Below are 13,656 nucleotides of genomic sequence, written 5' to 3'. Positions count from 1 at the left end.
GCGCTGCTTTGGAGAACGATCGGCAGCGCGCCGCGCCGCGGCGGTGAGGGCCTACACACCGTCTTGACCACTGCCACGCTCAGCTTGGGTGCAATGTTGGCGTGGCAAGGTCACCATGGAGCAGCGATTGCCCTGCTGGGTGCGTTAACCTGCATTCCTGTGACGTTGTTGGGTACGCTGCACGAGCGAGACCGGGCATCATTTGGCCTGCGTTTGCTGCAGGTATCGACGCTGCGTTGCAGCCACGGAAGGATCCCAACCCATTGACGCGAGCGCGCGTCTGAGGCGTCTATGAAGTCTCCACTGCCATGGTTGAAACAACGTCTGTCAGGCCGGGCGGATACGGAACACGCGCAAAACCTGATCCGTATCATCATCACCACGCTGTTTATTTCGTACCTGGGCTGGCGCTATCACCACACCCACGGCGACACGTTGATGGCCACCTGGTTGATCCTGGTCGGCGAGCTGGTGGTGTCGCTGGCGCTCATGGTGGCGATCCTGCTACGGCCGCAGGTGTCACACACGCGGCGTCTGATCGGCATGCTGCTCGATTACACCTGCACCGGCGCCATCATGGCAATTCAGGGCGAGCCGGCGTCGCCGTTGTACGCGGTGTGCATGTGGGTGACCATCGGCAATGGCTTGCGCTACGGCAGTAACTATCTCCGTGCCGCCACGGCGATGGCCAGCCTGAGTTTTCTCAGTGCCATCCTGATCTCGCCTTACTGGAAGGCCAATCCCTATCTGAGTTGGGGCTTGCTGCTGGGGTTGATCGCGGTGCCGCTGTACTTCGACTCGCTGTTGCGTGCGATGACGCGCGCGGTCCGCGAGGCGCGGCATGCCAACCAGGCCAAAAGCCGATTCCTGGCCAATATGAGTCACGAGTTCCGCACGCCGTTGAACGGGTTGTCGGGCATGACCGAAGTGCTGGCCACCACGCGTCTGGATGCAGAGCAGAAGGAATGCCTGAATACCATCCAGGCCTCGGCGCGCAGCCTGCTGTCGCTGGTGGAGGAAGTGCTCGATATTTCCGCGATCGAGGCGGGCAAGATTCGTATCGATCGCCGCGATTTCTCGCTGCGCGATCTGATCGGCTCGGTCAACATGATCCTGCAGCCCCAGGCCAAGGCGCGCGGACTGGATTACGGCACCGACGTTGCCGTCGACGTGCCGGACCTGCTCAAGGGCGATACCGGCCATCTGCGCCAGGTGTTGCTCAACTTGCTGGGCAATGCGGTCAAATTCACCGAGCACGGCCATGTGCTGCTGCGGGTCGCGCGCGTCTCGGGCAATGGCAATGAGACGGTGCGGCTGCGTTTCGATGTCGAAGACAGCGGCATCGGCGTGCCGATGGACATGCGTCCGCGCTTGTTCGAGGCCTTCGAGCAGGCGGACGTGGGTTTGTCGCGCCGCTATGAAGGCACCGGCCTGGGCACCACGATCGCCAAGGGGCTGGTCGAGGCGATGGGCGGCGCGATTGGCTTTCTACCCAATCCCTCAGGCGGCAGCGTGTTCTGGTTCGAGCTGCAGTTGCAGATCGGCGTACTGGAGAAGGCCGCGCCGACGCGTACGCCGGTGGGAGCCCTGCTGGAGACTCCCGACGAGCTGGAAGCCTCCAACGTCATTGCCTTCTCCAATCCGTTTCTGCGTCATCGCGCGCGCGTGCGCAGTATGCGCATGCTGGTGGCTGACGACCATGAGGCCAATCGCATGGTGTTGCAGCGATTGCTGGAGAAGGCCGGGCATAGGGTGATGTGCGTCAACGGTGCCGAGCAGGTACTGGACGCGATGGCCGACGAGGACTTCGATGCGGTGATCGTGGACCTACACATGCCAGGCATGAGTGGACTGGACATGCTCAAGCAGCTGCGAGTGATGCAGGCCAGCGGCATGCGCTATGCCCCGGTGGTGGTGCTTAGCGCCGATGTCACACCGGAGGCGATACGCGCGTGCGAGCAGGCCGGTGCGCGTGCGTTTCTGGCCAAGCCCGTGGTGGCGGCCAAGTTGCTCGACACGGTGGCCGAGCTGGCGGTCAGCACCCGTCCACTGGCCACGCCCGCCCCCGTTGCGCAGGCACCGACCAGTTTCGAGGGCGTGCTCGACGCCAGCGTGTTGGACGAACTTGCCGCGTTGGGTATGGGTGAAGGATTCGAACGTCAGTTCATTCGGCAATGTCTGGATGATGCACACAATTGTGTCGGTGCGATCGAACGCGATGGCACCCGCTCGGATTGGGAGCAGCTACGCGAGAGCGCCCACGCATTGCGTGGCGTTGCCAGCAATCTGGGCCTGGCCCAGCTGGCCAGCAGTGGCGGCGAGCTGATGCGCATGGCCGACTGGCAGCTGCAGGCCGACTGGCGACAACGGCTGTCGGCATTACGCGAGCAGCTGCAGGCCGGAAGGGATGCACTCGACGCGCGCCTGCAAGGCGTCAAGGACGACGAGCGCTCCCCCCGGAGTAGTGAATAGCCCGCCGCACATCAGCTGGCGTCGAGCCCGGACCGACGCGATTGCGCACGGACCAGGCGGTCCATGGTACGCAATGACTTCTCGCCTAACTGCATCGCCGTATCGACCCAGATTTCGGTGATGCGCATCATCTCCTCTAGCGGTACCGCCGTGGTCATTTCGCGCACCTGCTGCATCGCCGCCCAGGCATGTGGTGTGCGCTTGCTTTCGCGGATCACCTGTTCGACTGCGGCCACGCCCTGGCCGCGCGGCACCACGCGATCGATCAATCCCATGCCAAGCAACTCCTCGGCGGAGTACAGATTGCCTTCGAGCATGATCTTTTGCGCCAGTTGCGCACTGACGCGCTGGCACATGAAAGAGTAGGCGCCCATCCCCGGGAACAGGTCGAACAACACTTCGGGCAAGCCCATCATCACGCCTTCCTCGGCGATGATGGTGTTACAGCTCAACGCCGCTTCGAACCCGCCGCCGAGCGCATTGCCCTGCACCAACGCGATGCTGTGCGCACGCGCGCCGAGGCCGACATGGAATGCATGCACGCCGCGTACACAGCGTTGGGCGTAATCAAGCAGTCGAGCACGGTCGCCTTCGCGAATGAGCTGGCAGAACAAGGACAGATCGCCGCCCAGGTTGAACACGTCACTGTCGGACGCCAGTACCACGTGCGGTGCCAGCACGCCGGCATTGGTCAGGCGCTGCCCCAAGTTGGTCTGATAGCCGGTAATGTCGTCGACCAGGCGCGTCGAAAAGCAGGCGCGCCCCGGGTTGGCGGCGAGGTCGGCATGCATATGGATCCAGTACACGTCACGCTGCGGTTCTTCAATGATGCGGAGGCTCGAGCCAATGTTGGTGCGAATGAAGGGTTGAACTGCAGACATGGTGGTTCTCCGTGATGACCGTCCGGCCGGCCGCCTTTCGGACGGAGATGAGGTTGAACGCGTGAGCGTGCGCCGACCTTGGATTCTATGCGTGTAAAAGCGAACGCCCGCAAGGCCTTGTGGCATTGCGGGCGTCGCTGAATACTGAACGATTGGATCTGGGGTATAACCGGTATTACGTTTTCGGCGCGTCCCGTAATTCGCGGCGCAGGATCTTGCCGACGTTGGTCTTGGGCAACTCTTTGCGGAATTCGATCACGCGCGGCTGCTTGTAGCCGGTGAGGTTGGCGCGGCAATGCGCCTTCACATCATCAGCGGTCAGGGCCGGATCCTTCTTCACGATGACTGCCTTGACGATCTCACCGGATCTCTCATCCGGCATACCGACGGCTGCCACCTCCAGCACGCCGGGCATTTCGGCGATCACGTCCTCGATCTCGTTGGGGTACACGTTGAAGCCGGACACCAGAATCATGTCCTTCTTGCGATCGACGATGTAGACGAAGCCCTGTGCGTCCATCCGCGCGATGTCGCCGGTATGCAGCCAGCCTTCGGCATCCATGACCTTGGCGGTTTCTTCGGGCTTCTTCCAATAGCCCTTCATCACCTGCGGGCCCCTGATGCACAGCTCGCCAATTTCGCCGAGCGGCAGTTCTGCGCCGGCGTCGTCCTTGATGCAGGCATCGGTGGACGGAATCGGCAGGCCGATCGAGCCGTTGTAGTCCTTCAGGTCCATCGGGTTGATGCACGCGGCCGGCGAGGTTTCGGTCAGGCCGTAGGCTTCGACCAAGGTCAGGCCGGTGACCTTCTTCCAGCGCTCGGCGACCGAGCGCTGCACGGCCATGCCGCCGCCCAGAGTCATCTTGAGCGAGGAGAAATCCACCTGATCGAAGCCCGGCGTGTTGAGCAGGCCATTGAACAGCGTGTTGACGCCGGTAAACGCGGTAAAGCGGGTCTTCTTCAACTCCTTGACGAAACCGGGCATGTCGCGCGGGTTGCTGATCAGATGATTGCAGCCGCCGATCTTCATGAAGACCAGGCCGTTCGCGGTCAATGCGAAGATGTGGTAAAGCGGCAGCGCGGTGATCACCACCTCGTTGCCTTCTTCCAGCTTGCCGGTGCCGGCAAGCCACTGGTGCGCCTGCTGCATGTTGGCGACCAGGTTGCGGTGGGTCAGCATCGCGCCCTTGGCCACGCCGGTGGTGCCGCCGGTGTACTGCAGGAAGGCGATGTCGTCAGGCTCGATCTGCAGCGTCGGCACGCGGTGCTTGCGGCCCAGCGCCAGCGCGTCGCGGAAGCGGATCGCGCCGTTGATGCGGTAATCCGGCACCAACTTCTTGACGTACTTGACCACGAAGTTGACCGCCGCCGCCTTCGGGAAGCCGAGCATGTCGCCCAGGCCGGTGGTGATGACTTGCTTGACTGGCGTGTCGGCAATCACCTGCTGCACGGTGGTGCCGAAATTGTCGATGACCACCAGCACGCTGGCGCCGGAGTCGATCAACTGATGCTTGAGTTCGCGCGGGGTATAGAGCGGATTGACGTTGACCACGGTCAGGCCGGCACGCAGTACGCCGAAGGTCGCGATTGGATATTGCAGGCAGTTGGGCATCATCAAGGCGACGCGGTCGCCTTTCTTCAACTGCAGTTCGCCAAGCAGGTAGGCGGCGAATTGCTCGACCAGTTGATCCGCTTCGCGGTAGGTGATGGTCTTGCCGAAGCTGTGATACGCAGGCCGGTCTGCAAAGCGTTTTACCGACGTGGCGAAGACTTCGGCCACCGTGCGGAACTGCTCAAGATCGATGTCGGCGGCAACGCCGGCCGGATAACTTTGCAACCAAGGACGTGCCTGATTCATCTGCCCCCCTCCAGGGTGTTCTTGACGCGCCGCAGTGTGTTCCACGGCGTTACAACAGCTGGCAGCATACCGTCATGGATGGAAAAGGCGAAGCGTGATGCAGAGCAGCATTCAAGTGCGCTCGCGTGTGGCGTGGGTGGGGGTTTGCTTGCTGGTGTTGCTCGGGTGCACGCGTGCCGCGCCGGAACAACGGCTGCGCGCAACGCTGGAGCAGATGCATCAGGCCATCGAGGCACGCGAGATCGACGATGCGATTGGGTGCCCGATCAGGCGCCGACCTGCCAGGTCACTACCGGTTGGCGATTGCAAGGCAGCGGCTGGCAGCTCTATCACGCGCAATGAGCGCTGGCAGGGCGGTGAAGGCGTTGAACCGCTGCAACGTCTCGATCGGAAGTGCCGCCTATGGCCACATGGCGTGGCCGATACTCGGCCCAACACACACGCCTGGGATGCCGGAGCATCGACCAGGTGCGCAGCGCCCCGCCCTGAGGTGATGCCGAGGTCTGGTGCTGGTGTGGCAGTGGGCATGCGTCGCTGAGGTGCGATGCACGCGATTCCCAACCACCTGGCAGCGATTCACTAAAGTTTGCTCGCCACGTCATGTGATGCCAGAAACGCAACTCCCGCCGAGCGGCGGGAGTTGCGTGACATCTCTGGGGCCCAGGGCCCAAACGCCGTGGTCAGGCTGCCTTGCGGGCGGCCAATTGGCGCAGCACGTACTGCAACAGGCCGCCGTGCTTGAAGTACTCCACTTCCTTGGGTGTCAGCAGCAGCACCTTGACCTGAAACTGCTTGACGCTGCCGTCGGACTTCTTCGCGTTGACGGTGGCACGGCGGCTGGCGCCATCCTGCAGGCCGGTGATGTCCAGCACTTCCGAGCCATCCAGGCCCAAGGTCTGTGCGTTCTCGTTTTCCAGGAACTGCAGCGGCAGCACGCCCATGCCGACCAGGTTGGAGCGGTGAATGCGTTCGAAGCTCTCGGCGATGACCGCCTTGACCCCGAGCAGGTTGGTGCCCTTGGCGGCCCAGTCGCGCGAGGAGCCGGTGCCGTATTCCTTGCCGGCCAGCACCACCAGCGGTACGCCGTCGGCCTTGTACTTCATGGCCGCATCGTAGATCGCCAGCTTTTCCGGCTGGCCGCCGTCGGCGGGGTAGTACAGCGTGTTGCCGCCTTCTTCGCCGCCGAACATCAGGTTCTTGATGCGGATGTTGGCGAAGGTGCCGCGCACCATCACATCGTCGTTGCCGCGGCGGCTGCCGTAGCTATTGAAGTCGGCCGGCTGCACGCCGCGTTCCTGCAGAAAGCGCCCCGCAGGCGAATCCTTCTTGATGTTGCCGGCCGGGGAGATGTGGTCGGTGGTGATCGAGTCGCCGAACAAACCCATGATGCGCGCGCCGTGCACGTCATCCACGTTGCCGACCTGCATGGTCATGCCGTCGAAGTAGGGCGGGTTCTTGATGTAGGTGGATGCGGCATCCCATTCGTACAGCGCACCATCAGGGGAGGCGATGGTGTTCCAGCGGCTGTCGCCCTTGAACACGTCGGCGTAGTTCTGCTTGAACATTTCCGGACCGACAGTGGCGGCGATGGTGTCGCCGATTTCCTTGTTGCTCGGCCAGATGTCGCGCAGGTACACCGGCTGACCATCGCGATCGGTGCCCAGCGGCTCGGTGGTGAGGTCGATGTCGGTGGTGCCGGCAATCGCATACGCCACCACCAGCGGCGGCGACGCCAGATAATTCATTTTAACTTCGGGGTGCACACGGCCTTCGAAGTTGCGGTTGCCCGACAACACCGACGTCACCACCAGATCGTCCTTGGCGATCGCCGCAGACACATCGTCCGGCAGCGGGCCGGAGTTGCCGATGCAGGTGGTGCAGCCGTAGCCGACCACGTAGAAACCGAGCGTTTCCAGGTCGGCGAGCACGCCGGCCTTGCTCAGGTAATCGGTGACCACGCGCGAGCCCGGCCCGAGCGAGGTTTTGACCCACGGTTGCGCCTTCAAGCCCTTGGCCGCCGCGTTGCGTGCCAGCAGGCCGGCGCCGAGCATCACCGCCGGGTTGGAGGTGTTGGTGCATGAAGTGATGGCGGCGATCACCACCGAGCCATCGCGCAGCTGCCACCCGGCGCCGCTGGCACTGGCGCTTTCGGCCTGCGACGCCTTGGCGCCGACCGCGGTGCCGCCGCCGCCTTCGTTCTTCAGGCGGTCTTCCTGCTTGAGATCGGTGAGCTTCTTGCTGCGCGCCTCGGCGAACGGCTTGAGGCTCTCGCGGTAATTGGACTGCATGTCTTCCAGAAGCACGCGGTCCTGCGGACGCTTGGGCCCAGCCAGCGACGGCTTGACCTCGGCCATGTCCAGCTCCAGCGTGGCGCTGTACTGCGCCAGCGGAGTGTTGGCGTCGTGCCACAGGCCCTGCGCCTTTGCGTAGGCTTCCACCAGCGCAATCTGTTCCTCGCTGCGGCCGGACAGACGCAGGTAGGTCAGCGATTCTTGGTCGACCGGGAAGATGCCGCAGGTGGCACCGTATTCGGGGGCCATGTTGCCGATGGTGGCGCGATCGGCCAGCGGCAGGTGCTGCAAGCCTTCGCCATAGAACTCGACAAATTTGCCGACCACGCCGGCCTTGCGCAGCATCTGGGTGACGGTGAGCACCAGATCGGTGGCGGTGGCGCCTTCGGGCAGTTTGCCGCTGAGCTTGAAGCCCACCACCTGCGGAATCAGCATCGAGGAGGGCTGGCCCAGCATTGCGGCCTCGGCCTCGATCCCGCCCACGCCCCAGCCCAGCACGCCGATGCCGTTGATCATGGTGGTGTGGCTGTCGGTGCCGAACACGGTGTCAGGGTAGGCGATCTGTGTTCCGTCCTTGTCCGCGCTCATCACCACGCGCGCCAGATTTTCCAGGTTCACCTGGTGGACGATACCGGTATTGGGCGGCACCACCTTGAAGTTTTCGAACGCCTTCTGGCCCCAGCGCAGGAAGCCATAGCGTTCCTGGTTACGCTGGAATTCGATCTTGCCATTGAGGTCGAGCGCGTCGGGCTTGCCGAACACGTCCACCTGCACCGAGTGGTCGATAACCAGTTCGGAGGGAATCTGCGGGTTGATCTGGTCGGCCTTGCCGCCCAGCTTGACCACCGCATCGCGCATCGCCGCCAGGTCGACCACGCACGGTACGCCGGTGAAATCCTGCAATACCACGCGCGCGGGCATGAAGGCGATTTCGATATCCGGCTCGGCGGCGGGGTCCCACGTGGCAACCGCCTCGATGTGATCCTTGCCGACGGTCACGCCGCCGTCTTCGTGCCGGAGCAGATTCTCCAGCAGGATCTTCATCGAGTAGGGCAGGTGGGCGATATCGAAGCGCTCGCCCAGTTTGGGCAGGCTGTAATAGTCGTAGCGCTTGCCGTGGACCTCGAATGAGGTGCGGGTGGAAAAGGAATCGCTCATGCATCACTCCTATGGCGTCGAAGGCTTTAGGTAGGGGGCCATTCTGAGCGATTCAGTGTGTACGCACAGTGTGTCAAGGTCGATCTGCCGGCTTGAGTACGATCGCTCAAGTACGTATCATACGTGCATACTTTCTGGAGCATGCTCATGGAAGCCACCGTTGCCGAACGCGGACAGATCACGCTGCCCAAGGCCGTGCGCGATGCCCTGGGCCTGACCAAGGGCACCACCCTCAAGATCGAACTCGATGGTGGCCGCATCATCTTGCGCAAAGATGTCAGCGAGGCGCTGCGCAAGGTGCGCGGCAAGTTCAAGCTGGTCGATGGCCTGACCAGCACCGACGAGGCCATGCGCGCCATTCGCGGCCGCGCGCCCGGGGATCCGTTCGACCCATGATCGCCCTGGATTCCTCGGTGCTGCTGGACATCCTCATCGGCGATCCGGTCTACGGCGAGGTGTCGGAAATCTGCATTGGCGATGCGCTGGCCCGCGACGAAGTGGTGGTCTGCGATGCGGTGGTGGCCGAAGTGCTGGCCATGCTCGACACCCAGGTCGACCTGATGGAAACCCTGGCCTCGATCGGGGTGCGTTACGAAGCCACCCAGGAAGCGGCGGCGGTGCGCGCCGGCCATATGAACAAGCGCTTCCGCGCACGCGGCGGCAAGCGCGAGCGGGTGGTGGCGGATTTTCTGATCGGCGCCCACGCGATGCTCCAGTGCGATGGGTTGATCACCCGCGACGAGGGCTTCTTCCGCGACTACTTCAAGGGCTTGAAGATCACCGTCCCCAAGCCCGTTGCCTGATCCACGTCTTCCGATCCACGTCTGACCTTTTACACATTCACTGCTGTCCTTTTTGGAGAACCCGCATGTTGGAAGCCTATCGCCACCACGTTGCAGAGCGCGCCGCGCTCGGTATCCCGCCGCTGCCGCTGACCGCGCAGCAGACCGCCGAGGTCATCGAGCTGTTGAAGGCTCCGCCGGCGGGCGAAGAAGAATTCCTGGTCGAGCTGCTCAGCCAGCGCGTGCCGGCCGGCGTCGACGACGCCGCCAAGGTCAAGGCCTCGTACCTGGCCGCTGTCGCCTTCGGCACCGAGAAAACCGCACTGATCAGCCCCACGCGTGCGACCGAACTGCTGGGCACCATGCTGGGTGGCTACAACATTCAGCCGCTGATCGACCTGCTGGACAACGCCGAGCTGGGCGCCACCGCCGCCGAAGCGCTAAAGCACACCTTGCTGGTGTTCGACGCCTTCCACGACGTGCAGGAAAAGGCGCAAGCCGGTAATGCGCATGCCAAGGCCGTGCTGCAGAGCTGGGCCGACGCCGAGTGGTTCACCAGCAAGCCGGAAGTGCCGCAGAGCATGACCGTCACCGTGTTCAAGGTGCCGGGCGAGACCAACACCGACGACCTGTCGCCGGCTCCGGATGCCACCACCCGCCCGGACATCCCGCTGCACGCGCTGGCGATGTTGAAGAACAAGCGCGACGGCGCGGCGTTCGAGCCGGAAGAGGACGGCAAGCGCGGCCCGATCCAGGCCATCGCCGATCTCAAGGACAAGGGCCATCTGGTCGCCTACGTGGGCGATGTGGTCGGTACCGGTTCCTCGCGCAAGTCGGCGACCAACTCGGTGCTGTGGTGGACCGGCGAAGACATTCCGTTCATTCCCAACAAGCGCTTCGGCGGCGTGTGCCTGGGCAGCAAGATCGCCCCGATCTTCTACAACACGATGGAAGACGCCGGCGCGCTGCCGATCGAGCTGGACGTATCGCAGATGGAGCACGGCGATGTGGTCGAGCTGCGTCCGTACGACGGCAAGGCGCTGAAGAACGGGCAGGTGATCGCCGAGTTCGCGATGAAGTCGGACGTGCTGTTCGACGAAGTGCGCGCCGGTGGCCGCATTCCGTTGATCGTCGGCCGCGGCCTGACCGCCAAGGCGCGCGAGTTCCTGGGCCTGCCGGCCTCGGACCTGTTCCGCCTGCCGATGGACCCGCCGGACACCGGCAAGGGCTTCTCGCTGGCGCAGAAGATGGTCGGCCGCGCCTGCGGCTTGCCGGAAGGCCAGGGCATGCGTCCGGGCACCTATTGCGAGCCGAAGATGACCTCGGTGGGATCGCAGGACACCACCGGCCCGATGACCCGCGACGAGCTCAAGGACCTGGCCTGCCTGGGCTTCTCGGCCGACCTGGTGATGCAGTCGTTCTGCCACACCGCCGCGTATCCGAAGCCGGTGGACGTCAAGACCCACCACACCCTGCCGGAGTTCATTTCCACCCGCGGCGGCGTGTCGCTGCGTCCGGGCGATGGCGTGATCCACAGCTGGCTCAATCGCATGCTGCTGCCCGACACCGTCGGCACCGGCGGCGACTCGCACACGCGTTTCCCGATCGGCATCTCGTTCCCGGCCGGCTCCGGCCTGGTGGCGTTCGCGGCCGCCACCGGTGTGATGCCGCTGGACATGCCCGAGAGCGTGCTGGTGCGCTTCAAGGGTGAGATGCAGCCGGGCGTGACCTTGCGCGACCTGGTCAACGCGATTCCGCTGTACGCGATCAAGGACGGTCTGTTGACCGTGGCCAAGCAGGGCAAGAAGAACATCTTCTCCGGCCGCATCCTGGAAATCGAAGGCTTGCCGAACCTGAAGGTGGAGCAGGCGTTCGAACTGTCCGACGCCTCGGCCGAACGTTCGGCGGCCGGTTGCACCGTGCACCTGGATAAGGCACCGATCATCGAATACCTGACCAGCAACATCACCCTGCTGCGCTGGATGATTGCCGAAGGCTATGCCGATGCGCGCACGCTGGGCCGCCGCATCAAGAAGATGGAAGAGTGGCTGGCCGATCCGCAACTGCTGCAGCCCGATGCCGACGCCGAGTACGCCGCCGTCATCGAGATCGACCTGGCCGACATCCACGAGCCGATCGTGGCGTGCCCGAACGACCCGGACGACGTCAAGACACTGTCCGAGGTGGCTGGTGCGGCGATCGACGAGGTGTTCATCGGTTCGTGCATGACCAACATCGGGCACTTCCGTGCCGCCGCCAAGCTGCTGGAAGGCAAGCGCGATATCCCGACCCGCCTGTGGGTGGCGCCGCCGACCAAGATGGACGCCTCCGAGCTGACCAAGGAAGGCCATTACGGCACCTTCGGCGCAGCCGGTGCGCGCATGGAAATGCCGGGCTGCTCGCTGTGCATGGGCAACCAGGCGCAGGCACGCGAGGGTGCCACGGTGTTCTCCACCTCCACGCGCAACTTCCCCAACCGCCTGGGTCGCAATACCAATGTGTACCTGGGCTCGGCGGAGCTGGCGGCGATCTGCTCGCGTCTGGGCCGCATCCCGACCAAGGACGAGTACATGGCCGACGTGGGTGTGATCAAGACCAGTGGCGAGCAGATCTACCGCTACATGAACTTCGATCAGATCCAGGAATACCAGGACGTGGCCGATACCGTCGCGGCCTGATTTCAGCCGCTGATCTGTGTGAGTCCGAAATGCCCGGCACTGCCGGGCATTTCGCTTTTCGGACAATCGCTTCGTGTTGTCGTCACGAAGCCGGGCGTTAAAGCAACTACCAGCTGACTGGATTGTGGCATTGCAACAAAAATCTGAGGTCCACGGGTCTAGAGTCCGGCCGCTCTACCACTGTCCGTTGATGCCCATGCCCATTTGCACAATTTCCGGTCAGACGTTGCACTACACGCAACACGGCCAAGGTTTTCCGGTTTTGCTTGGTCACAGTTATCTCTGGGACGCTGCGATGTGGGAGCCGCAGATCCAGGCGCTGTCGCAGCATTACCAGGTCATCGTTCCCGAGCTGTGGGGGCATGGGCAATCAGACGCATTGCCGGCGGGCACGCAGACGGTGGGGGATCTGGCCGATCAGATGCTTACGCTGATGGATGCACTGGAGCTTCCGCAATGTGCAGTGGTGGGTCTGTCGGTGGGTGGCATGTGGGGTGCGGAGTTGGCCATGCGCGTGCCGGAGCGCGTGCGTAGCCTGGTGTTGATGGACACCTTTATGGGTGCCGAATCGCAGGCGACACGTACGCGCTACTTCGCATTGCTCGATGCGATCGATGCGGCGGGGCAGGTGACCCCGGCATTGGTCGAGGCGATCGTGCCGCTCTTTTTCCGCCCCGGTATCGATCTGCAGTCTGCGTTGCCGGCGGCGTTCGCGCAGCGTCTGGCGGCGATGTCGCCCGAGCAGTTGCGCGCTTCGATCGTGCCGCTAGGGCGGCTGATCTTCGGGCGCGACGATCGACTCGAAACGCTGGCTGCGCTCAACCCTGCCAACACGTTCCTGTTGGGTGGCGAATACGACGTTCCGCGCCCGCCGGAGGAGTTGTGGATGATGGCCGAGGTCATCGGTTGCGACTACGAACTGGTGCCCGATGCAGGGCATATCGCGTCGCTGGAAAATCCGGCGTTCGTCAATGCGCAGCTGTTGGGATGGTTGAAGCGTACGCTGCAGTGATGCTTGGTTGGTCGCGTGCGCGGTGTCCTCACCGCGCGCGGGACACGCGGTGAACCCCCGCCCACGGGGGCGATGGCGCCATCCCTGCCGCCAACGGTCCTGCAAGCGGCGAGAGCACCGCAGCAGATCGTTGGCTGGTTGTTTGACATGACGCTCTGCAGCGAAACCGCAGTGTAGCCAGGCCGCAGTCGACGCACGCATGGCGCGCACGTCTTCGGGAGAACTGAGCTTGTTCTCGACGTGGCCGGCAACCTGTCGCGATCGATAGGCAGCAGCGTTGGCGTGGACTCCCAATCAATGCCTGGTACGAGCAGTAAATGCCGGACTCGGTGGCAAGGCATCCCTGCCTCATCGTCAAGACCCCGCTTTTCATCAGTCGCGTTAAGAGCGGTTAACAAAACTACTGCGCAGCCCCCAGGCGGGCGTGGCCGGTGCTCGGAATCGGCATGTACCACTCGTACACTCCGGTTCCTGCGCGCCGTCCGCGCCCACCTGACGGCTGCTCGCTACGTGTTGTTAGCCGC

The 13,656-nt window shown here is 63.6% G+C and carries 8 protein-coding genes, 1 other RNA gene and 1 pseudogene; 7 read left to right on the top strand and 3 right to left on the bottom strand.

All coding sequences use genetic code 11. The features are described from left to right. Nucleotides 1-291 precede the first annotated feature (291 nt). Nucleotides 292-2,472: a sensor histidine kinase RpfC gene (gene rpfC, locus M0D43_RS01040; RefSeq protein WP_252163186.1), complete on the top strand. Its 2,181-nt coding sequence runs from the start codon at nt 292-294 to the stop codon at nt 2,470-2,472. Nucleotides 2,473-2,483: 11 nt separating this feature from the next. On the opposite strand, the gene rpfF is transcribed toward rpfC, so the two are convergent. Together rpfF and rpfB are read right to left on the bottom strand one after the other, a co-directional pair. Then, complete coding sequence (rpfF, locus tag M0D43_RS01035; protein WP_252163185.1) at nt 2,484-3,353, bottom strand: diffusible signal factor synthase RpfF; 870 nt, start codon at nt 3,351-3,353, stop codon at nt 2,484-2,486. A gap of 175 nt (nt 3,354-3,528) precedes the next feature. Beyond that, entirely contained in the window at nt 3,529-5,211 is a 1,683-nt protein-coding gene (gene rpfB / locus M0D43_RS01030) for a fatty acyl-CoA ligase RpfB (RefSeq protein WP_252163184.1), read from the bottom strand. A 97-nt stretch (nt 5,212-5,308) separates the two neighbouring features. Between rpfB and M0D43_RS01025 the strand changes: the two are divergent. Continuing rightward, nucleotides 5,309-5,553, top strand: a pseudogene (locus M0D43_RS01025) (hypothetical protein). A 338-nt stretch (nt 5,554-5,891) separates the two neighbouring features. Here M0D43_RS01025 and acnA read toward each other — a convergent pair. Continuing rightward, nucleotides 5,892-8,660 (bottom strand): aconitate hydratase AcnA, encoded by a 2,769-nt coding sequence (acnA, locus tag M0D43_RS01020; RefSeq protein WP_252163183.1) that lies wholly within the window; start codon nt 8,658-8,660, stop codon nt 5,892-5,894. A 147-nt stretch (nt 8,661-8,807) separates the two neighbouring features. Here acnA and M0D43_RS01015 point away from each other — a divergent pair, with 147 nt between their 5' ends. The 5 genes from M0D43_RS01015 (at nt 8,808) to M0D43_RS00995 (ending at nt 13,654) form a co-directional block, all read left to right on the top strand. Next, on the top strand, nt 8,808-9,056 hold the full coding sequence (locus M0D43_RS01015) for an AbrB/MazE/SpoVT family DNA-binding domain-containing protein (RefSeq protein ID WP_016903180.1): 249 nt from the start codon (nt 8,808-8,810) through the stop codon (nt 9,054-9,056). Beyond that, nucleotides 9,053-9,463: a type II toxin-antitoxin system VapC family toxin gene (locus M0D43_RS01010; RefSeq protein WP_011259444.1), complete on the top strand. Its 411-nt coding sequence runs from the start codon at nt 9,053-9,055 to the stop codon at nt 9,461-9,463. Before M0D43_RS01015 ends, M0D43_RS01010 begins: the two co-directional genes overlap by 4 nt. A gap of 65 nt (nt 9,464-9,528) precedes the next feature. Continuing rightward, nucleotides 9,529-12,120, top strand: a complete 2,592-nt coding sequence (gene acnB, locus M0D43_RS01005; protein WP_252163182.1) for a bifunctional aconitate hydratase 2/2-methylisocitrate dehydratase — start codon at nt 9,529-9,531, stop codon at nt 12,118-12,120. 196 nt (nt 12,121-12,316) lie between these two features. Beyond that, nucleotides 12,317-13,132, top strand: coding sequence for an alpha/beta fold hydrolase (locus M0D43_RS01000; protein WP_252163181.1), 816 nt, complete (start codon nt 12,317-12,319; stop codon nt 13,130-13,132). A gap of 446 nt (nt 13,133-13,578) precedes the next feature. Next, a non-coding RNA gene (locus M0D43_RS00995) (sX9 sRNA) lies at nt 13,579-13,654 on the top strand. Nucleotides 13,655-13,656 lie beyond the last annotated feature (2 nt).

The sequence above is a fragment of the Xanthomonas prunicola genome (genome assembly GCF_025266575.1).
Taxonomy (GTDB): Bacteria; Pseudomonadota; Gammaproteobacteria; order Xanthomonadales; family Xanthomonadaceae; genus Xanthomonas; species Xanthomonas prunicola.
This window is presented reverse-complemented; position numbering and strand designations above follow the sequence as displayed.